The organism is Marinoscillum sp. (assembly GCF_965229915.1).
Classification (GTDB): domain Bacteria; phylum Bacteroidota; class Bacteroidia; order Cytophagales; family Cyclobacteriaceae; genus Marinoscillum.
Genome location: NZ_CBDDJZ010000001.1, coordinates 1,756,118 through 1,778,525, shown reverse-complemented (window position 1 = coordinate 1,778,525; position 22,408 = coordinate 1,756,118). Strand labels below are relative to the sequence as shown.

Annotated in this window: 18 protein-coding genes; 14 read left to right on the top strand and 4 right to left on the bottom strand. The window is 43.6% G+C overall.

Translation table 11 applies throughout. The features are described 5' to 3' along the window. Positions 1 to 2: 2 nt before the first annotated feature. Complete coding sequence (locus ACO067_RS07705; protein WP_421872668.1) at positions 3 to 1,721, bottom strand: GMC oxidoreductase; 1,719 nt, start codon at positions 1,719 to 1,721, stop codon at positions 3 to 5. Between the two features lie 63 nt (positions 1,722 to 1,784). Then, a complete protein-coding gene (gene hflX / locus ACO067_RS07700) occupies positions 1,785 to 2,927 on the bottom strand; it encodes a GTPase HflX (protein ID WP_421872666.1) in 1,143 nt (380 codons plus the stop codon). 84 nt (positions 2,928 to 3,011) lie between these two features. Here hflX and ACO067_RS07695 point away from each other — a divergent pair, with 84 nt between their 5' ends. The 10 genes from ACO067_RS07695 to ACO067_RS07650 all read left to right on the top strand — a co-directional run bounded on the left by ACO067_RS07695 (position 3,012) and on the right by ACO067_RS07650 (position 15,289). Next, on the top strand, positions 3,012 to 4,121 hold the full coding sequence (locus ACO067_RS07695; protein ID WP_421872664.1) for a glycosyltransferase family 4 protein: 1,110 nt from the start codon (positions 3,012 to 3,014) through the stop codon (positions 4,119 to 4,121). Positions 4,122 to 4,187: 66 nt separating this feature from the next. Next, entirely contained in the window at positions 4,188 to 4,985 is a 798-nt protein-coding gene (locus ACO067_RS07690) for a polysaccharide biosynthesis/export family protein (protein WP_421872662.1), read from the top strand. Then, positions 4,982 to 7,312 (top strand): polysaccharide biosynthesis tyrosine autokinase, encoded by a 2,331-nt coding sequence (locus tag ACO067_RS07685; protein WP_421872660.1) that lies wholly within the window; start codon positions 4,982 to 4,984, stop codon positions 7,310 to 7,312. The genes ACO067_RS07690 and ACO067_RS07685 overlap by 4 nt, the downstream gene beginning before the upstream one ends. A 39-nt stretch (positions 7,313 to 7,351) precedes the next feature. Next, the gene (locus tag ACO067_RS07680) at positions 7,352 to 8,062 is read left to right on the top strand and encodes a tyrosine-protein phosphatase (protein WP_421872658.1); all 711 of its coding nucleotides are present in this window, start codon (positions 7,352 to 7,354) and stop codon (positions 8,060 to 8,062) included. 101 nt (positions 8,063 to 8,163) lie between these two features. Further along, a complete protein-coding gene (locus ACO067_RS07675) occupies positions 8,164 to 9,564 on the top strand; it encodes a tetratricopeptide repeat protein (RefSeq protein ID WP_421872656.1) in 1,401 nt (466 codons plus the stop codon). Between the two features lie 69 nt (positions 9,565 to 9,633). Further along, complete coding sequence (locus tag ACO067_RS07670) at positions 9,634 to 10,395, top strand: phosphosulfolactate synthase (protein WP_421872654.1); 762 nt, start codon at positions 9,634 to 9,636, stop codon at positions 10,393 to 10,395. After that, the gene (locus tag ACO067_RS07665) at positions 10,392 to 11,288 is read left to right on the top strand and encodes a DUF368 domain-containing protein (protein ID WP_421872652.1); all 897 of its coding nucleotides are present in this window, start codon (positions 10,392 to 10,394) and stop codon (positions 11,286 to 11,288) included. Before ACO067_RS07670 ends, ACO067_RS07665 begins: the two co-directional genes overlap by 4 nt. Positions 11,289 to 11,381: 93 nt before the next feature. Next, on the top strand, positions 11,382 to 12,125 hold the full coding sequence (locus ACO067_RS07660; protein ID WP_421872651.1) for a shikimate dehydrogenase family protein: 744 nt from the start codon (positions 11,382 to 11,384) through the stop codon (positions 12,123 to 12,125). A 4-nt stretch (positions 12,126 to 12,129) separates the two neighbouring features. Continuing rightward, positions 12,130 to 14,151 (top strand): excinuclease ABC subunit UvrB, encoded by a 2,022-nt coding sequence (uvrB, locus tag ACO067_RS07655; protein ID WP_421878284.1) that lies wholly within the window; start codon positions 12,130 to 12,132, stop codon positions 14,149 to 14,151. A gap of 76 nt (positions 14,152 to 14,227) precedes the next feature. Then, positions 14,228 to 15,289: a VOC family protein gene (locus ACO067_RS07650; RefSeq protein WP_421872649.1), complete on the top strand. Its 1,062-nt coding sequence runs from the start codon at positions 14,228 to 14,230 to the stop codon at positions 15,287 to 15,289. On the opposite strand, the gene ACO067_RS07645 is transcribed toward ACO067_RS07650, so the two are convergent. Both ACO067_RS07645 and ACO067_RS07640 read right to left on the bottom strand, forming a co-directional pair. Then, entirely contained in the window at positions 15,286 to 15,849 is a 564-nt protein-coding gene (locus ACO067_RS07645; protein WP_421872647.1) for a SiaB family protein kinase, read from the bottom strand. The two genes, ACO067_RS07650 and ACO067_RS07645, sit on opposite strands and share 4 nt — an antisense overlap. A 160-nt stretch (positions 15,850 to 16,009) precedes the next feature. Next, entirely contained in the window at positions 16,010 to 17,557 is a 1,548-nt protein-coding gene (locus ACO067_RS07640; RefSeq protein WP_421872645.1) for a hypothetical protein, read from the bottom strand. Positions 17,558 to 17,714: 157 nt separating this feature from the next. Between ACO067_RS07640 and leuC the strand changes: the two genes are divergently transcribed. The 4 genes from leuC to ACO067_RS07620 are packed head-to-tail and all read left to right on the top strand — an operon-like array spanning position 17,715 to position 22,368. Continuing rightward, the gene (gene leuC, locus ACO067_RS07635) at positions 17,715 to 19,112 is read left to right on the top strand and encodes a 3-isopropylmalate dehydratase large subunit (protein WP_421872643.1); all 1,398 of its coding nucleotides are present in this window, start codon (positions 17,715 to 17,717) and stop codon (positions 19,110 to 19,112) included. Then, on the top strand, positions 19,112 to 19,702 hold the full coding sequence (leuD, locus tag ACO067_RS07630) for a 3-isopropylmalate dehydratase small subunit (protein ID WP_421872641.1): 591 nt from the start codon (positions 19,112 to 19,114) through the stop codon (positions 19,700 to 19,702). Before leuC ends, leuD begins: the two co-directional genes overlap by 1 nt. A 38-nt stretch (positions 19,703 to 19,740) precedes the next feature. Next, complete coding sequence (gene leuB / locus ACO067_RS07625) at positions 19,741 to 20,835, top strand: 3-isopropylmalate dehydrogenase (protein WP_421872639.1); 1,095 nt, start codon at positions 19,741 to 19,743, stop codon at positions 20,833 to 20,835. A gap of 12 nt (positions 20,836 to 20,847) precedes the next feature. Further along, the gene (locus ACO067_RS07620; RefSeq protein WP_421872637.1) at positions 20,848 to 22,368 is read left to right on the top strand and encodes a 2-isopropylmalate synthase; all 1,521 of its coding nucleotides are present in this window, start codon (positions 20,848 to 20,850) and stop codon (positions 22,366 to 22,368) included. Positions 22,369 to 22,408 lie beyond the last annotated feature (40 nt).

Sequence of the window (22,408 nt, the reverse complement as noted above, 5' to 3'; positions counted from 1 at the left end):
GTTTAGATCGTTTTAGACTTTAAACCTTTCACTGCATAATCAACTGCCCTTGCTGTCAGTGCCATGTAGGTGATCGAAGGGTTTTGGCAAGGTGCGGAAGTCATACATGCACCGTCCGTTACAAACAGGTTCGGTACTTCATGTGCTTGATTATAGCCATTTAGGTAAGAGGTTTTTGGGTCTCTACCCATCCTAGCCGTACCCATCTCGTGGATGCCAAAACCAGGAACCGCACCTGCTGGGTTGTCTACAGCATGGATGTTTGTACAGCCGGCATTGTCCAGCATTTCACTGATTGACTCCAGGCAATCTTTTCTCATTGCTTTCTCGTTTTCTTTGATTTCGGCATCAAAAACCATTTTGGGGATGCCCAAATCATCTGTTTCAGAATCATGTAGATAAGCTTTGTTTTCATAATAGGGAAGTGTTTCGCCAAATCCCCACATGGCGACCTTCCATGGGCCTGCTTGCTTCACTTTTTCTTTAAAGTCTGCACCGAACCCTTCCATGCCGAAGGCTTGTCCCCATCCTTCGCGATATGCCGATCCTTCAAATCCATACCCTCTAGTGAAATCAGTACGATTTGTCTCTCCCCCAATGTTGCGGTAACGAGGAATGTAGAACCCAATCGGGCGATTGCCAAAAGTGGTACGGTCGGTAAAACCAGGCACGGTAGCATTTACATCCAATCCAAGGTGATGGTCCATTAAATAATGGCCCAAAACCCCACTCGTATTACCAATTCCATCAGGAAATTCATCGGATTTGGAGTTGAGGAGGATCTGGGTGGACGCCATAGCAGAAGCACAAACAAATACGAGTTTGGATCTGAATTGAATGGTTTCCCTGGTTTCACTATCTATGACGTTGACCCCTTTTGCTTTACCTGATTCCTTATCGTAATCTATGCTATGCACCACGCTATATGGTCGAATGGTCAGATTGCCAGTGGCTGCAGCTGCCGGAAGCGTGGAGGACAGGGAGCTAAAATAAGAGCCGGTGCTACATCCACGCCAGCACGGGCCGCAGTAGTGACAGGGCGACCTCTCGCCAATCTGTTCGGTGAGTACTGCTGCCCGTGCTATGGTCAGATAGCGCTCTGGATACAGTTCACGAATGCGTTTTCTAAGGTGTTTTTCTACTACATTCAACTCCATTGGCTTTTGAAACTGACCATCCGGCAGGTGCGCCAGACCTAGTTTCTCACCAGATATACCAGCAAACTTTTCTACATAGTCATACCACGGGGCAATGTCCTTGTATCGGATCGGCCAGTCGACACCTACACCTTCTTTGAGGTTGGCCTCAAAGTCCAGATCTGAAATGCGGAAGGTGAACCGTCCCCAGGTGATGGACTTACCTCCAACCTGATAGCCTCTTGCCCAGACGAATGGTTTTTCTTCCTTGTAGGGACTTTCTGAGTCAGGTGCAAAGAAGTGGAGTGCAGTTTTGGCCAGATAACCGATTCTGGTAGCCTGAGCGTATTTTTCTTGTTCTTCTTTAGTGAGCTGTCCACGAAGGTCAAACTCCCAGGGTGGCGTATGCTCTGTAATGTAGTCCTTGCGATGCTCTACAGGTCTGCCACGCTCAAGTACCAGCGTCTTGAGGCCTTTTTCGGTCAATTCTTTAGCTGCCCAACCTCCCGAAACCCCCGATCCGATGACGATCGCATCGTAGGTTTCGGATTGTACGCCAACCTGAAAGCTTGTGTTAATACTCATCTTCATTTTTGGATTAGATCAGAAGTTAAATGTTTCTAATCCAAAAATGAAACTCTTACGTGATCAGTAGTTTTCGGGCTCCAGGTAATTTGGGTAGATCTTGATGTGCTCCTTCTTCACTTGTAGTTCCAATAGTTCGCGGAGCTCTGGTAGGTGGTATTTGGTTTTGGCCGAGACGAAAATCGAGTCATTGCCATTGGGTTTATAACCTTCAGGATGAAACTCTGCAAGATCTTCGATCTTGTCCACTTTATTATACACCTTGATCATCTTGATGTCTGCTGCACCGATTTCTTCCAGTGTATTCTCAACTACCTGAATGTGATCCTCGTATGAGGGGTTTGACGCATCGATGACATGAAGTAAGATGTCTGCTTCTTTCACTTCCTCTAATGTGGACTTAAATGATTCTATCAGATTGTGTGGTAGTTTTCTAATGAATCCAACGGTATCTGATAGTAAGAAAGGAATCTGATTGATGACTACTTTACGGACCGTAGAGTCTACCGTAGCAAAGAGTTCGTCTTTCGCATAGACCTTTTCTTTACTGATCAATCGCATGAGGGAGGACTTGCCAGCATTCGTATATCCAACCAGCGCCACACGCACTATCCCATCTCGAGATTTTCTTCTGGTAGCAGCCTGCGTCTCTATTTTGTCTAGTTTTTTCCTGAGGATATTGATTTGGTTCCGGATGTTTCGTCTATCTGTCTCAATCTCTTTCTCACCGGCTCCACCACGGGTAGAGGTACCACCACGCTGACGCTCCAGGTGAGTCCACATGCGAGTAAGTCTGGGTAGTAAATACTGATAACGCGCCAGCTCTACCTGTGTTTTTGCCTGGTTAGTCTTGGCACGCTTCAAGAAAATGTCGAGAATAAGTAAACTCCTATCATAGACTTTCACTTTAAACTCTTTTTCCAAATTTCGAAGCTGTGAGGGAGATAGGTCATCATCGAAAACCACATTTCCAATATTTTTTGCCTTGACAAATTCTTTGATCTCCTCGAGTTTCCCTTTACCAACGTAGGTTTTAGTGTCTGGGTGTTCCAGCTTTTGGGAATAAGCCTTTTCCACTTTGATATCGAGTGTTTGTACCAAAAATTCAAGCTCATCCAGGTATTCCTGGGTCTTATCATCGGTCTGAAACTTTGGAGCTACAGCCACCACCACACCATATTCCTGCTCTTTTTTGGTTTCTATCATATAGATTCACTCAATTATTGTCCTACAGTACATAAATTGTTCTTAGGAAGTTCAAAATTAACTAAAAAAAGAGCTGATTAACACATGAAGGTAGCGATCATGATCAATACCAGTTGGAATATTTATAATTTCCGTCGAGGGTTGATCAAAGCCATACTTGACCGGGGAGATGAGGTAGTTGCTATAGCGCCATCAGATGACTACAGTCACAGGTTACTTGAACTTGGCTGCACTTTTCGTGAGCTGGAGATGAGCGCCAGCGGTATGAATCCTGTGACAGATTTCGGTCTTATCCTTAAAATGCGATCAATACTAAAGGAAGAACGGCCTGATGTGCTGCTGACTTATACCATCAAGCCTAATATTTATGGCTCCTTGGCCAGTAGTGGTTTGAAAATCCCCTGTGTCTGTAATGTAAGTGGCCTTGGTACTGTGTTCCTTTGGACTGGTACCGTCAAAAAAGTGGCAGTTGCACTTTACAAGAGAGCTTTCAAGCGTAATTCCTGGGTATTTTTCCAAAACGATGAAGACCGGGAAGAATTCCTGAAACTGATACCGATTTCCCGTGACAAGACCAGTTTGTTACCTGGGTCTGGTATTGATACCAATCATTTTCAGCCCATCAAATCCAGTGGTAACTCGTCACCCATATTTACTATGATAGGTCGCTTGATTGTGGAGAAGGGTATTTATGACTTCATTGAGGCGGCTCGAATAGTAAAGAAGAAGAAGCCTGAAGTAAAGTTTAGGCTTATTGGAGAGCTGGACGAATCCCACTCCAGGAGTATTGAGAAGAGTGAATTGGAGTCTTGGATCGCTGAGGATTTAATAGAATATGTACCCCACCTGACCGATGTGAGGGATGCTATCGCTACTTCAGATGCTGTGGTGTTGCCTTCCTATAGAGAAGGAACTCCCCGTACGCTACTAGAAGCTGGAGCTATGGCCAAGGCGATGATTGCTACGGATGTGCCAGGGTGTAGGCATGTGGTGATAGATGGACAAAATGGCTTTTTGTGTAAGTTGAAGTCGCCAAAGGATTTGGCAGCTAAAATGCTGTTGTTTCTTGCGCTGAGCAAGGAAGAAAGAGCGCAAATGGAACTAACATCCAGGAAATTGATTGTTGAAAAATTTGATGAACGCATTGTTGTCGATCATTACCTCAAACTGATCGATCAATTATTGAACTACTAAGGGAATATGCTGTACTTAGCCGTATTCTTTATTAATTGCTTAAATTCGTCCTGAGCAAGGATTTATATGAAGTATAGCAGTACAACCATCAGGCTTGTAATCGTTTTGTTTGCATTGTTTTTGTTTAGCTGCAAGGCATACAAGCAAGATATTTTGTTCCAACTCGATGAGGAATTTACCGAGGAGGATTTATCCCAACCGATAGCGGATGCCGAGAAGAACTACATCCTACAAAAAGGAGACTTTTTTGACTTCCAGGTATATACAAATGAAGGAGAGCGTCTGATTGATCCGGATTTTGAATTGCGAAAAGAAATGGGCGGCGGGAATCAAATGCAGCAGCGCAATCAAAATCAGATTCCCTATTTCATCAATCAGGATGGAGCGTCTAATCTTCCAATGGTGGGACTGATAGATTTACAAGGGCTAACAACCCTCGAGGCAGAGATCAAGTTGGCAGCATTGTATGATACCTTTTATTCATCGTGCTATGTGCGTCTGCGTGTACAAAACAGAAGGGTAATTGTGCTAGGAGCGAATGGAGGACAAGTGATTTCGCTTCAGAATGAGAACATGTCTATTGCCGAAGTGCTTGCACTATCTGGTGGAGTTAACTTTGGAGCTAAAGCCAATCAGGTAAAACTAATACGAGGTGACTTATCCAATCCGGAGGTATATCTAATAGATCTCACCACCATATCGGGTATGAGGTCCACCATACTGGAAGTTCAGCCTGGTGACATTGTCTATATTCAGCCTTGGAGAAGGCCTTGGCTGGAAGGATTGCGAGATATCTCTTCTATCGTGGGATTAACCACGGGCCTACTAACTTTCATATTGTTTTTACAGAACGCAGCAAGGTGAACAAGTCAAGTATCATGGACAAGGACTATTCTTCAGAGGATTTTCTTAACTCTTTTGACCTGGAGAAGTTTCTGCATACCATCAAGAGGAGTCTGATATGGGTAGTGCTGTTTTTCGTTATAGCACTGTCCTCCGCATTTCTATATGTGCGATACACAAAGCCACTATACGAATCTCAGTCATTACTCAAGCTGGATATCCAGAGTGAAGCTACCTCGCTTGGCTTAGGATCAGCAATGGCAAGTAACGCCCTCAATAACATGTCCGGAGAAATTGAGCTGCTGAAGTCCAAATTGTTTTTTAGTAAAGTATTGGATGTGGTGGATATGAACGTATCCTATCATTTCTATGGACGATATCTGACTGACGAGCGATACAAAAACTCTCCTTTTGTAGTTTCTTATAAACTACACAATGCTGATTATTACAACAGACCATTTGATATAGAATTAATCTCCTCGACTGAATTTCAACTTACCTATCCTGGAGCTGAAAATGGCAGTGTCCATTCCTTTGGAGAAGAAATCAAGACCAAAGAATTCAATTTGCTCATTGAAAAAACGGAGAACTTCAAATTTCCAGAGGTTAAAGGAACGTACTTCTTTACCATCAATAGCGAAGATGCGTTGATTCGATACCTACAGAGAAATGTGCGTGTCACTCCCGAAAACCTCAATGCCCGAACAATTAAAATCTCACTGACCGATCACAATAAGTACAAGGCGCGAGATCTGGTAATGGCTATTGACACCCTCTATCTGGATCATACCAAGCAGGCCAAAAACCAAACCATTGATCAAAAGATCAATTTCTTAAATTCTCAAATCGACGAAACGGAAAACAAGATTGAAGAATTTGAAGAGTATTTTGAAGGGTTCATTATTGATAACCGAACTACCAACTATCAAAATGAGATTTCTAAAACCATTGTTCTGCTCAATTCTTTGGACACGACAGAAGCACAACTGGAAAACGAGCTTACCGAGCTGGAACTCCTTTTAGAGCAGATTGAATCCGAAGGAATTCTAAGTGTAAATCCACTGATTAAAAGTCAGGTGCCCGAAATCATTGGAACGTATCTGGCCGCATATCAGACCCTGTATGCCGAACGAGAAGAGAAGCTTCAAAGCTATAATGAGAACACTTATGTGATCAAGCGGCTCAATACTCAACTCAATACTCAGAAAGATAAGTTTGGAGAAATTCTCAGCAGCTATACAGAGGCCCTGGAGAAGCGACTGATGTCTCTGAAGAGTAGAAAGAGCGTGCTGGAGCGGTCATTTTCCAACATGCCATCCATGAGTACTGCGTATAATAAAAACAGAAGGTTTTATTCCCTTCAGGAGAATTTCCTACTGAACCTGACACGCTCCAAGATGGAGCTGGAGATAACGAAGGCTGGTACTGTTACGAATTTTGTGGTATTATCACCTGCCAGTCTGCCATCAGATCCCATAGAACCAAAGACCGTATTGATTTATGCCGGAGCGTTTGCCGGAGCGCTCTTTCTGTCCATTTTCTTCATTTTAGTGAAGTACCTTCTCAATGATAGGATCACCTCACTAAGAGAACTTGAGCACCTATTTAGTGTACCGATTTTGGGTACTTTACCTAAGTATCGACTGGAAAAACTGACTGCAACCAAAATGGTCATCAATCAGTCCTCTAAATCTTCACTCAGTGAGGCACTTAGGACCATCCGGACCAACATGGAGTTTTTGAATGGAACCAAACCCAATCGGGTAATTACCATTACTTCCACCATTTCTGGTGAGGGAAAGACGTTTGTGGCAGTGAACCTCGGAGCTATCATGGCTTTTTCTAATCAAAAAGTCTGTATAGTCGATTTGGATATGAGAAAACCTAAAGTGCACCTTGCTTTTGGTAATAACATATTTCCCAAAGGAATGAGTACGCTACTCATTGGCAAAGATCAATTGGACGATTGCATTATGCATTCTGAGGTGGAAAATCTGGACTATATACCAGCAGGTCCATTGCCACCAAATCCCTCAGAGCTCATCTTGAATGATGAGTACAGACAGTTGCTAGAAGAGCTCAAAAACAGATATGATTTGGTCATTCTGGATACACCGCCGGTTGGGTTGGTGACTGATGCAGTACTATCCATGAAAATGTCTGATCTTCAGTTCTACATTGTGCGGGCAGACTACTCTAAGCGATCCTTCTCCAAGTCTGTTGATAACCTGAAAAAAATCAATCGATTCTCCAACCTTACGGTCATTTTCAATTCATTAAACACCGGTTCTAAGTCGTATGGCTATGGGTATGGATACGGCTATGGGTATTATGATGATTCCAAGTAATCTACCTACTTTTGCGGCTGGAATAAAGGGTTTTGGATAATGCTAGGTTGGTTCGGGAACAAAAAGCCCATATCAGTGGAAGTCGACATCCACAGTCATTTGATACCAGGAATAGACGATGGTGTAAAGGAGGAACAGGAATCACTTAAGATCCTGAAGACTTTGAAAACCTTCGGATACAAGAAGGTGATTACAACACCACACATTCATTCAGATTATTACCCCAATACCCGGGAGATTATTCTGGCGGGGCTTCAAGAATTACAAGAGGCAGTAAAGAGAGAGCAGCTCGGAATTGAGGTGGAGGCAGCAGCCGAATATTATATTGACGGAGAGTTTGTCAGGCTCATAGAGGAGGAAGAGTTACTGTCTTTCGGAGAGAAGCGGTACGTTTTGATGGAAACTCCCTTTATGAATAAACCGCTGATATTCGATGAGGTTGTTTTTAAGTTAAAGGCTGGAGGTTTTATTCCGGTCCTGGCACATCCAGAAAGATACACTTATCTCACTGGTGATTTGTCCTGGTTGAAGAAAATCAAACTTCAAGGTGTTCTCCTGCAAGTGACAAATTCGTCATTTATGGGAGTATATGGCCGGCAGGCGCAGAAAATAGCGAATCAGCTGGCTAAGGAGTCGATGATTGACTTTGTGGGATCAGACCTCCATCGAGCAAACCAGTTGCCAATTTTTGAAAAATCATTAAAACAAAGAATTGTGCCTCAAATACTGAGGAATAATGAACTAATTTGAGGGTTTTGTTGTGGATAACTTTTGATGAGCAAATAACACTATAGCGATTGATTTAGTGTATATTCATACATCATCCATGACATACTTTTTAACTTTTTTATATGCAAGAAGAGTATAAGCGCAAGGAAGAGAGGGAGTTGATAAGAAAGTTCGAAGCATTCCTTAAAAACAAAGAGTCCTACTACTTTGATGAGGACGCGTATCTAGAAGTCATTAACTACTACCAGAACCACGAAAAATATTCTAAAGCACTCAAAGCATGCGAACTCGGTCTTCAGCAGTTTTCATTCTCGCTGGACCTTACAATGGAGCATGCCGATGTGTTGGTGAAATTGGATCGGCATGGTGAGGCAGTAGATGCGTTAGCGACAGCTTTGAGCTTTCATCCAAACGACCCAGAGTTACTTGTGCAGAAGGGAACTATCCATGCATTGATGTCTGAATATGCTCAGGCTATCGAGTGCTATGAGCAGACATTAGAGTTTGCCGAGGATAAAGATGAAATCTATTACTCTATTGGTCTTGCGTACCAGGGGATGGGAGATCATCGCAAAGCTGCAGAGAGCCATAAGAAGGCTATTGAGTGCAATATGCTCAATGAAAATGCACTCTACGAGCTGGCCTACTGCCTGGATGTTGCTGGAGAGTTGGAGAGCAGCCTGGATTACTATCATAAGTTTATCGATCAGGATCCTTATTCGGAATATGCCTGGTACAATCTGGGGATCGTTTACAACAAACTCACTCAATACGACAAAGCCATAGACGCCTATGAATATGCTGTGGCTATTGATGATGATTTTAGCAGTGCTCACTTTAATATGGGCAATGCCTACATGAATTTGCTGCAGTATGATAAAGCGCTCAACTCTTATGTGAAAACCATGGACCTGGAAGGTCCTACAGCTGAGACCTATTGTCACATAGCTGCGGCATATGAAAAAATGGAGCAGTTTGATCTGGCAGTGAAGCACTATCAGAAAGCCACCAAGCTTGACAATTTGTATCATGAGGCGTGGTATGGCTTAGGGGTGTGTTTATCACAAAAAGAGCGCTGGTATGAGGCCATTCATTTTTTTAATAAGGCCTTGAAATTGGATGTTGAGAATGGAGCCTATTGGAAGGCTGTGGCTGATGCTGAGTTTAAGACAGGCAATATCATCTCAGCCATTGACGCCTACATGGAAGCGTCTCAGCTGGACCCTGAGAATCCACACATCTGGTTGGACTGGTCATACGTGTATTATGAGCAGGGAGATTTTGAAAAAGCCCAGGAAACTGTAGAGGATGGGCTGGTAGACTGTGCAGAATGTCCTGACCTATACTACAGAAGCGTGGTATATCTCATTGAGGGAGGTAGATACAAAATGGCTATAAACAGACTCGAAACAGGTTTAATGTTAGATTTCGATGGCCATTTACAATTATTCGAATTTTTTCCGAATTTGCAGACCCAAAAGGCGCTCTACAAAATCATAGAGCAATACCGGAAAAACAATTAAATAGCTAAGTCATTTTCATCAGAATTGCTGATTTTTGTGGCTTTGCAAAAATCAGCGACAGAGCAATCTATGAATTATCATTTGAATCAAATTCCTGAGAGAACTGTCAAGCCTAGAAACACTGGATTTACCATGGTAATGGATAAAGGTCTGAGTGTTCGTGAGGTGGAAGACATGATCGACGTTTCAGGAGACTATATTGATATTGTCAAATTGGGTTGGGCCACTTCCTTTGTGACCAAGAACCTCAAAAAGAAGTTAGACGCTTACAAGGCAGCTGGCATCCCCGTTTACCTTGGTGGAACGCTCTTTGAGGCGTTTATCGTTCGAGACCAATTTGAAGACTACCAAAAGGTTTTGGATGAGTTCAACCTCGAATATGCTGAAGTATCCGATGGAAGTATCATTTTGGATCATGACAAGAAGTGCGAGTACATTAATACGCTTGCTAAGCAAGTAACCGTCCTTTCGGAGGTGGGTTCCAAAGATGCTGCGAAAATCATCCCTCCATACAAGTGGATTGAACAGATGCAAACCGAGCTTGATGCTGGAGCATGGAAAGTGATAGGTGAAGCGCGCGAGAGTGGTAATGTGGGTCTTTTTAGAGACTCTGGAGAAGTTCGTCAGGGATTGGTGGAAGAAATTTTGACCAAAATTCCGGAAGAGAAAATCCTTTGGGAAGCTCCTCAGAAAGCCCAGCAGGTTTGGTTTATTAAGCTTATTGGGAGTAATGTGAATCTTGGGAACATCGCACCAAATGAAGTGATTCCTTTAGAAACTATACGCCTAGGTCTTCGGGGAGATACCTTCGATCATTTCCTCAATCAATGAGACCCTACCTTAGTTTTTTCCTGAAAGGACTTGCGATGGGAGCAGCCAACGTGATACCTGGAGTATCTGGCGGCACGATTGCTTTCATCACCGGAATCTATCAGCGATTAATCGATGCACTCAAGTCTTTTGACATAGGAGCATTGCGCATGTTACTTTCGGGTGATTTTAAGGTGTTTGCACTCAAAACAGATCTTGCGTTTTTGGCGGCTATTTTTGCTGGTATAGCACTGAGTATACTCAGTCTGGCGAAGGTGCTGGAATATGCCTTTGTGAACTATGAAGTGCTCACTCTCGCTTTTTTCTTTGGACTGATAGTAGCTTCCATCATAGGCGTGGGGAAGCAAATCACACGATTTAGTCCAGCTAACCTTTTTGCATTGCTGATAGGTGTGTTGATCGCAGCGGGAATCGCTTTTTTACCACCGGCTGAACCGAATGCATCCTTTTTTTATCTCACCATTTGCGGGGCTGTGGCGATATGCAGTATGATTTTGCCTGGGTTGTCTGGTAGTTACATTCTGTTGTTGATGGGTAATTACGTGCTGGTGATGCAGGCCATCGGAGGTTTGAACTTTTCTGTATTGGTGCCTATAGCCGTTGGCTGCGTATTGGGACTAGTTCTTTTTTCTCGTTTGCTTTCTTATTTATTCAAAAACTTTCAAGATCTCACGATAAGTATTCTTACGGGATTTGTGGCTGGCTCTCTGGCGATTATCTGGCCCTGGAAGACTACTCAATACCTCACACTGGAAGGCAAAGAAAAGGCTGTAGGCTATGAATGGTTGCTACCTGATATCAATGGTGAGTTTGTTCTTGCTATTGTACTCATGATTGTTGGTTTCCTCTTAGTCTGGCTTATGGAAAAATATGCCACTAAAAGTACCTCCTGATAAGTAGTGCTTGATAGTCTTATTAGCAATACTCTTTTTATATTTAGCATTTAGTTATTGCCCCAACTCATTTTTAACATTAACTAGCTGCACATGAAGAGATTTGGACTTGTTGGTTTCCCTTTGGGGCATTCCTTTTCAAGAGCGTACTTCAACGAAAAATTCAAGCGATTAGGGCTAAGTGATCATAAATACGATTTATTTGAGATTGAATACCTGAAGGATTTCCCATCTCTTTGGGATCGATACCCTGATTTGGTAGGAATTAATGTCACTGTACCACACAAAGAGAACATTAGGAGATTTCTGGACCGACTGGATAGTAGTGCTCACAAAGTGGAGGCCGTCAATGTTATTAAGAAAGAGGGAAATAAACTCATAGGCTACAATAGCGATTTTTTTGGGTTTAAGCAGTCAGTGATCAACTATTTTCAGGGAGACCTAAAGGTGAAAAATGCCCTCATACTGGGAGGTGGAGGAGCCTCCAAGGCCGTAGAGGCAGGTTTTCTAGATCTGGGCATCAAATACATGGTCGTTTCCAGGCAAAAACTAAAAGGAGACCTCACCTACGTGGATCTGAAAAACGATCCCACCTATGTCCAGAAAGTGGATATGATTGTTAATACCACACCTTTGGGGATGCACCCGGATATCGATACCAAGCCTGATATCCCTTACGAGGCAATTCATGCGGAACAATACATTTACGATCTCGTTTACAATCCCGAAGAAACTGCCTTTATGAAGGAGGGTCGCCTGAAGGGAGCTAGAACCAAAAATGGCTTGGAAATGCTACACCTACAGGCGGATCGAGCCTGGGAAATTTGGAACGGATAATCACATGGATTTTAAGCTGAGTTCGGAATACGAGCCTACGGGTGACCAGCCTACTGCTATCAGTCAATTGAAAGAAGGAATCATTGATGGTGAAGCAGCCCAAACGTTGTTAGGAGTGACAGGTTCTGGTAAGACATTTACCATGGCCAATGTTATTCAGGAAGTACAGAAGCCCACTTTGGTTTTGTGTCACAATAAGACTTTGGCTGCCCAGCTGTATGGTGAGTTTAAGAGTTTTTTCCCCGAAAACGCCGTGGAGTACTTCATCAGTTACTACGATTATTACCAGCCTGAAGCTTTCATTCCTACGACCAACCTGTACATCGAGAAGGATCTTTCCATCAATGATGAGATCGAAAAACTGCGGCTAAGCGCCACATCTGCGTTGCTTTCTGGTCGTCGCGATGTGATTGTAGTGGCATCTGTTTCATGTATCTATGGTATTGGTAATCCAGAGGAATTTGGGAAAAATGTCATCAAAGTCCAGGAAGGTGATGAAATCCCGAGAAGTCAGTTTTTGTTCAACCTGGTGGACATCCTTTACAGCAGAACCGAGGTGGAATTCAAGCGCGGAACCTTTCGGGTGAAAGGCGATACAGTAGATGTGTTTGTAGCTTATGCTGACTTTGCTTATCGGTTTATTTTTTGGGGTGATGAAATCGAGACTATCCAGCGGATCAATCCGGAAACCGGGGAGAAGTTGTCAGATGAACGTATTGTCACCATTTTCCCGGCCAACCTTTTTGTAACTGGTAAGGATTTACTCAATACGGCTATTTATGAAATCCAAGACGATCTGGTGGCTCAGGTCCAGTTTTTTGAGCAAGAGCGAAGGTTTCTGGAGGCGAAGCGACTTAAAGAAAGGACAGAGTTTGACCTGGAGATGATTCGAGAAATTGGTTACTGTTCTGGAGTGGAGAATTATTCGCGTTATTTTGACCGTCGTACTCCTGGAGCAAGACCTTTCTGCCTGTTGGATTATTTTCCAGATGACTACCTCATGGTCATTGATGAAAGCCACGTCACAGTACCACAGGTTCGTGCCATGTGGGGAGGTGACAGGAGTCGCAAGGTGAATCTGGTAGACTTTGGGTTTAGATTACCCTCTGCATTGGATAACCGACCACTTACGTTCAATGAGTTTGAAGAAATGCTCAATCAGGTGGTCTTTGTTAGCGCTACTCCCGGTGAATATGAGCTGCGCAAATCAGAAGGAGTGGTGGTAGAGCAGCTGATCCGACCAACTGGCCTTCTGGATCCTATCATAGAAGTTCGGCCTAGTATCAATCAGATCGATGACCTGATGGAGGAAATTCAGCTAAGGGTAGAGCGTGAAGAGCGAGTTCTCTGTACCACACTCACCAAACGAATGGCGGAAGAGCTCACCAAATACCTGCTCAATGCCGGCGTGAAGACACGGTACATACATTCCGAGGTAGATACACTGGATCGGGTGGAGATTCTGAGAGAACTACGCCTGGGAGTTTTTGATGTATTGGTAGGCGTCAACTTGCTGAGAGAGGGACTTGATCTTCCAGAGGTATCACTAGTGGCCATTATTGATGCCGATAAAGAAGGGTTCTTAAGAAACGAACGATCGCTTGTGCAGACTATTGGTCGTGCGGCGAGGAATGAAAACGGTATGGTGATCATGTATGCGGATAAAGTGACTGATTCCATGCAAAGGTCAATCGACGAGACGAACCGAAGAAGAAGTATCCAACAAGCCTATAATGAAGAGCACGGGATCACTCCGAAAACGATTATTAAAAATCGTGAGGCAATTTTGGGACAAACATCAGCAGCAGATAAGAAGAAGGGCTCCAAGAAATACTACACCGGTGAAGAGCAAGAAGCTTCTGTGGCAGCTGACCCGGTGGTAGCTTATATGAACAAAGACCAGCTGAAGAAGCTTGCAGATGACACTCGCAAGAAAATGGAAAAAGCAGCTAAAGACCTGGATTTCATGGAAGCTGCAAGATTGCGAGATGAGTTAATGGAGATAGAGAAGATGCTGAAAAAATAGCATCCGCACTATTTCCGCAAAACTCACCCATTCTTTACCTACTTGATTATTTTTGCCCACAATCAACAGCAAGCACATGTATAAGCGCATCAACGGCATCCAGCATATCGGTGTTGGAGTTTTGGACTCAGAGAAATCACAGAAGTGGTACCGTCAGTTTTTAGGTATGGACATTCGGATGTTCGATGGAGTAGCACCTGCTCCATTGATGGATGTCTACACCCATAATGAGACCATCACCAAACGTGCCTCTATGATTCTGAACCTGCAAGGCGGTTGTGCCATGGAGGTAGTTAACCCGACTTCTTTTGAGCCGAGAAAAGTCGAGTTTGATATTGAGCTAGGTGATATAGCGATTTACATCACTCAGGTGAAATCCAGAGATGTACAGCAAGCGTACAATTATTTTAAAGCTAAGGGAGCAAAACTCCTATCCGAAATCGTGCAGATGCCAGATGGTTCTTCTACCTTTTATGTGGAAGACCCCAATGAGCTGATTTTCCAAATAGTGGAAGGAAAGAACTTTTACACCAAAACCAAGCATGTAACTGGTGGTCCGAATGGGTGTGTTGTTGGGGTAACTGATATTGATAAGTCGAGAAAATTGTACTCAGACATATTGGGGTATGACCAGGTGGTCTATGATCTTACCGATCAGTTTGCAGATTTCAAGTCCCTCAAGGGTGGTGAAAAGAAGTTTAGACGAGTGCGCCTGACACAGTCCAATCCTCCAGGTGGAGGATTTGCCAAGGTGTCTGCTGATACTTATATCGAATTGATTCAGGCAATTGATTACACTCCGCAAAAGGTGTGGAAAGGACGTATCTGGGGCGATGTTGGATTTGTGCACATCGGACTGGATGTGCGAGGAATGAAAGGTCTCGGAGAAGATTTGGATGCCAAAGGATTTGGGTTTACTTGTGATACTCAAGATACGCTAGACATGGGTGGTACCACAAGGGTGCACTGTACCTACATAGATGATCCTGATGGAATTCTTATTGAGATGATCGAAGTGTACAAAATTCCAATTCTTGAAAAACTAGGAATCTTTCTGGACGTGGAAAAGAGAGATCCACTGAAACCACTACCCGATTTCATGCTGAAGGCACTACGGTTTAGTAGAATAAAAGACTAGTTCTTTACAGAAGCAGCGCGATGTTTAGCCTTTTCACCGGACGACTGGTCTTTGGCGATGCGTGTCTCAAAATAGAAGAATGAATACTGATCATTGGCTTTTTCAAACTCACAGTAGAGTTTTTCTCCAGATTTCCTGGCAATGTCAATGAATCCAAGACCTGCTGTGCCTTTTTCGGAGAGTTCATTGCTACTTAAGGCTACTTTGTATTCTTCACGCAGTTCTTCAGGAGTCATCCCATTGATTTGCTTGATCTTATCTGAGATCTTATCCTGGGTGTCTTTTTTGATAAGGTTTCTGGTGCCTATTTTGTAGTATTTGTCCAGAGATAGTACGATCACCATGTCGGAGCTACTGAATTCTGGATCTTTCACCCCATGGTATCCGATGTTCTGAAATACCTCTATAAACACGTTGGTAATCTTTCTTCTGACCTTTCTGTCGCCTTCCAGATTGGTCACACTTTGCTCCAAAGCTTCCACCACCAGTTCGATCAGTTCTTTGGTGATTGTTCCCTTATGCAAAAAGAGAATTTGGTCAGATTTTAGATTTAAGTTCATGGTATTTCGCTCTCCCGGACTTTACAATTGCTAAAAATAGTGCAGAATTTGCATTTCCGCAAAGAATAACGTTCTGAAACTTAAATAGTTACTTTAAAAGGGTTCAATTAAATGATTGTCAATTAGTGGTTGATATCATTCTATTGTCAGAGGTGAAGGATCAATGTTCCATTTGCGAAAGGCTCTTTTTCTGGATAATGGTGCTCACAGGCTCATCTTCAATCTTACTTTCCAGCCAGGAAATGATGTCAAAGTAGACGAATGCTCGTTTGTCATACTTACTCTGGGATAATACCAGCAGCTTTTCACGAAGCTCCTTGAATCTGTCAATCAATTGATTAGGTGTGATCTCGTGTGAAAGATTTTTGAGGAATTCCAGAATATATTGCTGAAAGGCATGGAGGTCATCTTTTTTGAGCAAAAATCGATAGGTAGATCGGATGTAGTACTCAATCACATCGCGGTTGCCCAGTTCGTAGTGTGTGATTAGATTAATGATACGAGCAAATGAGTGCACATCTTCCCGAATGTCCTGATCTTCTGAATTAATGATCCTATTTAGCCACTTGAGCGCCTTTCGGTAGTTACCATTCCCAAAGTACAAGCAGGCAATTTTATAAAAGAGCACCAATTCGGAGTGCTTGTCCAGCATACCGATGTAGCTTTCCAGACGTGTTTCAATTCGTTCTAATAGTTTGACACCTTTAGCAAATTCTCCCAGCATGAAATAGCCATTGAATTGATGAGCATAACTGTACTTAAATAACCTGATCTGTAGGTTGTCGTTGACACTGATCACCCGATGCTTGGATAGCTCCCGTAGTTTTTTGTGCGTCTGCATGAACTCGTCATACTTCATGAGTCGCGATTGGGCATTGAGCAGTTGATTGAGCCCTTTGATGTACATCTCCAGGTAGTAAGCGGAGCTTGGCACATTACTAAACAGGTCTACCCACTGGCGTGCATAATGATATACTTCGTCAAATTCCTGGATAAAGCTGTAGTAGCTCAGCTGGATTTCGTACCAAAGTAGTCGTTCTCGAACAGAAAAATCACGCACGTTCCATGCTGGTAGTTGCTCATCAAAGATTCGTTGAATTCGCTGTTTGTCCTCTCTGCCACGGATATAGCCCGTTCTTAGATAGATGGCGTTTAGCTCTACAGATAGGTTCGTGAGGATATTCACTCTGGAGATACGCTCGTTGATCTTATTGGCTTCTTCCACAATCTGATTAACCCGCTGCTGGTTATTTCTACCAAGGGTAAATGGAAGCAAGTTCTTTTCCCATTTGAGCACCTCCAGCTGCAGTTCCAGGTTATCACTTTTATGCATGGCCTTCTTCACTTTTTGTAAGAGTTGCATGCTTTGCTGATACAGGCTTCGGTCAAACAGTATTTGGATGTAGTCTATTTGCTCACGGATGGTGATATCTTCATTAGTAGAAGCCGTGTATTCCTTAAGGCTTTGCAGGAGCTTTTTATACAAATGTGCTTTCAGGTTGCTGAACTGGACCGGGTTGACCCATGAGTTATTTTCAATAATCTGCACTTCGTCAAATTCCTCTTGCTCCGCCAATGCATCGAACAATAATAGATACTTTGACTCGTCTTTGGAAAGTCCCTTATTCCGCACTTTGAAATAACGCTTTTCACTTTTCTTCATCGACTTGATGAGGAGGTACAAATGGTCAGAGCGATCTTTAGACATAGTACTTAAATTGCTTTATTAATTCAAAATTAGGCATATTATTTCTAATCAATCATTTTAGAGATCGTAATTAAATTTTAATTTGGTTTTACACTTCCTACCATGACCTCTAGATTACGTGACCAATTAAGAGCATAGAAATAGACGATAAGTTTTAATGGCGGGTAAGACACTTTTTGAGAAAGTTTGGGAATCACACGTGGTTTCTTCCAAGCCGGGATTTCCGGAAGTACTTTACATTGACAGACATTACATACATGAGGTGACCTCTCCGCAAGCTTTCGATGGTTTGCGCAATAGAGGACTACCAGTGCTGCGACCAGAGCAGACCACTGCCACAGCAGATCACAACGTACCTACCATCAATCAACACCTTCCGATCAAGGAAGAGTTGTCGAGATTTCAAGTACAGAAACTTCGTGAAAACTGTGAAGAGTTTGGTGTGGAGCTGTATGATCTTGGTCATGACAAGCAAGGCATAGTTCACGTGATTGGCCCAGATCTGGGCTTGACCCAACCGGGCATGACCATGGTTTGTGGAGATAGCCACACTTCCACGCATGGTGCATTCGGCTCCATCGCTTTTGGGATTGGCACCTCTCAGGTAGAGCAGGTATTGGCTACCCAGTGCCTATTGCAGTACCGTCCCAAGACCATGCGCATCGAAGTAAATGGAACGCTTGGAAAAGGAGTTGGTGCCAAAGACATTATTCTGTACATCATTACTCAACTATCTGCTGCAGGCGGTACGGGCTATTTCGTAGAGTATGCGGGATCGGCCATCACTTCCCTTTCTATGGAAGCGCGCATGACCATCTGCAATATGAGTATTGAGATGGGAGCTAGAGGTGGAATGATCGCACCAGACCAAACCACCTTCGATTACTTGAAAGGTCGTGAGTTCGCTCCTAAAGGAGAAAAATGGGAAGAGGCTGTTGCCCACTGGAAGACCTTACCTAGTGACGCAGATGCAGTATACGATCGCGTAGAAAAATTCGAAGCAGAAGACATTGAGCCATGGATCACTTATGGTACCAATCCGGGAATGGGTATGGGAGTCTCTCAGACTATTCCTGATGTAGCGGTGAATGGTACCGCCAAGGATATGACCAAAGCACTTGCTTACATGGGATTGGATCCCAATCAAGCATTGAAAGGAAAGAAAATCGATTATGTATTCATCGGTAGCTGTACCAATTCCAGAATAGAAGACTTAAGAGAGGTTGCTGATTTTGTGAAAGGCAAGAAAAAAGCAGAAGGAGTGAACGTATGGATCGTTCCTGGGTCTAAAGGTGTGGAAGCTCAGGCCAAAGAAGAAGGTTTGGACAAAGTCTTTACCGAAGCAGGATTTGAGCTACGTCAGCCGGGATGTTCGGCCTGTCTGGGGATGAATGAGGACAAGGTACCAGCCGGAAAATACTGCGTGAGTACATCCAATAGAAACTTCGAGGGCCGACAGGGTCCTGGAGCAAGGACATTTTTAGTAAGCCCGCTGATGGCAGCTGCGGCAGCAGTGACAGGGGAGATTTCAGACATTAGAGAAATGATTGCATAATGGGATTTACGACTTTGACAAGCACGGCGGTACCACTGCCAATCGAAAATATTGATACGGATCAGATCATTCCGGCACGTTTCCTCAAGGCAACGACCAGAGAGGGTTTTGGTGACAACCTTTTTCGTGACTGGAGATATGATAGCAATGACCAGCCTAAAGCGGATTTTGTCTTGAATGACAGCACCTACATGGGGGATATCCTTGTAGCGGGTAAAAACTTTGGCTGTGGAAGTAGCCGGGAGCATGCGGCCTGGGCCATTAAGGACTATGGCTTTAAAGTGGTGGTGAGCAGTTTCTTTGCGGATATTTTTAAAGGCAACTCATTAAACAATGGACTGCTACCAGTACAGGTTACGGATGCTTTCTTAAATGAGCTAATCGAGACAGTGGAAGGGAATCCAGCGGCCAAAATCACTGTGGATCTGGAAGCTGAAAAAATCACGAATGAATCCACAGGTAATTCGGAACCTTTCGAGATCAATGCCTACAAGAAAATGTGCCTGATTAAGGGCTATGATGACATTGATTACATCCTCAGTGGAAAGGAAGAAATAGAGGCTTTTGAAGCCAAAAGAGTGATTTTTTAGATCACTTTATTGACTAGAGATTTTAGATATAAAGCAGAATGGCAAATAAAAATATAGTAGTACTTGGAGGAGACGGTATCGGGCCGGAAGTAACAGCATGGGGTAATGATGTTTTAAAAAATATCGCTGATGCTTTCGGCCATACCTTCTCTTTTGAGAACCATCTAATTGGGCATGCGGCCATCGAAGCAACCGGAGAACCTTTGCCTGATGAAACACTCCAGGCATGTAAAAAGGCTGACGCGATTCTTCTGGGAGCTGTTGGTCACCCGATGTATGACAATGACCCATCCAAGAAAGTAAGACCTGAGCAAGGACTTCTAAAAATCAGAAAGTCTCTCGGGCTTTACACCAACATTCGTCCGATCCAGATATTTGACGAGTTGGCGCATGCCAGTAGCATCAAGCCTGAAATCCTGAAAGGAGCCGATATCCTGTTTTTCAGAGAACTTACGGGTGGCATTTACTTTGGGGAGCCGCGTGAGCGACAGGAAAATGGAGAAGTAGCCATCGATACGATGCGTTACTCCAAAATGGAAGTGCGACGGATAGCAGAGAAGGCCTTTGATGCGGCAATGACTAGAAGAAAAATCGTTCATTCGATTGACAAGGCGAATGTATTGGAATCATCCAGACTCTGGAGAGAAACGGTCAACGAAGTGGCTAAGAACTATCCTGAGGTCAAATTGATCCACATGTTCATTGATAATGCAGCCATGCAGTTGATCAAAGATCCAAAACAATTTGATGTGGTCGTGACGGGAAATATGTTCGGTGATATTTTGACTGACGAGGCTTCTCAAATTGCCGGTTCATTGGGAATGCTTGCTTCTGCTTCGGTAGGAGATAGTGTAGGTATTTATGAACCAATTCACGGATCGGCACCAGACATTGCCGGACAAAATATAGCCAACCCACTTGCAACTATTCTTTCCACTGCTCTTCTTCTGGATATTTCCTTTGGAATGAAAGAAGAAGCTCAGGCGGTAATTGATGCAGTGGATGCCGTACTGAAGGATGGTTACCGAACTTCAGACATAGCAGGAAACAACACACCTAAAGATAAAATATTGGGAACTGATGCCATTGGTCAGCAGGTCGTAGACCGGATCAGGGCAGCAGTCACAACTTAAAAAGATACAATCATGAGTGATAAAGTATATGTATTTGATACCACACTAAGAGATGGAGAGCAAGTCCCTGGCTGTCAATTGTCTACCCCTGAGAAGATTGAGATAGCCAAGGAGCTGGAGATTCTTGGCGTGGACATTATCGAAGCTGGATTTCCCATTTCCAGTCCAATGGATTTTAACTCAGTGATTGCAATCTCTAAAGCAGTTTCTGAGCCTGTGATCTGCGCACTCACACGTTCTGTAGAAAAAGACATTGACTTTGCAGCTGACGCGCTGAAATATGCAAAGCGCAAGCGAATTCATACCGGTATCGGATCTTCTGATTACCACATCAAGTACAAGTTCAAAAGTGATCGTGAGAAGATTTTGGAGCGTGCCGTAGCTGCTACCAAGTATGCCAAGAAGTACGTGGAGGATGTGGAGTTTTACTGCGAAGATGCAGGAAGAACCGACAATGAGTATCTGGCTCGAATGGTAGAAGCGGTCATTGCTGCGGGGGCCACTGTGGTGAACATACCCGATACTACGGGGTATTGCTTGCCAGAAGAGTACGGTGCCAAAATCAAATTCCTTAAAGAAAATGTGAAAGGCGTAGACAAAGCGATCCTTTCTTGCCACTGTCACAATGACCTTGGATTGGCCACTGCCAACACCATGGCAGGAGTCCTGAATGGAGCCAGACAGGTGGAAGTGACTATCAATGGAATCGGTGAGCGTGCAGGGAACACTTCTTTGGAAGAAGTGGCCATGATCATGAAGACGCACAAGGACATTGACGTGCATACCAACATCAACAGCAAGCACATCTATCCACTAAGTTTACTCGTGAGTAAGATGATGCGCATGCCGGTGCAGCCGAATAAGGCAGTAGTTGGTAGGAACGCTTTTGCTCACTCATCGGGAATCCACCAGGATGGAGTGATTAAGCACAGAGAAAACTATGAAATCTTGAATCCTGAGGATGTTGGAATCCCTCAGTCGTCTATTATCCTTACTGCAAGAAGTGGAAAGGCAGCCTTAAAATACCACCTGGACCGATTGGGTTACAATCTGGACGAGAAGCGAGTGGAAGAAGTCTATGAAGAGTTCTTGAAAATGGCTGACGAGAAGAAAGATGTAACCGATGAAGATTTGATTGTTCTGGTAGAAGGCTCTTTGCCTGAAGGAGGAATCAAACTCAAAAATGTGCAGATTATCTGTGGTGAGAACGTATTCCCATCAGCTACTGTAGAGCTGGAAGTGCGCAATGAAGTGCTTCATGCATCAGCCACGGGTACGGGCTCTGTAGATGCAGCTTTCCGGGCAGTCGATCAGATTCTTGGAGACACCTTTGATATGGATGAGTTCCTCGTGCAGTCCATGGGAAACAGGGATGATGATGGTAAAGTGCACCTAAGGGTGAAGTACGATGATCAGCATTATTTGGGCTTTGGAGTACACAAAGACATGATCATTGCTTCTGTAAAAGCTTATGTGGATGCCATTAATAAAATTGCATCGGTGAAAAATAAAGCGGTGAAGGCAAGTGCCTAACCACAAAGATTTGAATTTGGGTTAACATTGGAAAAGGAGG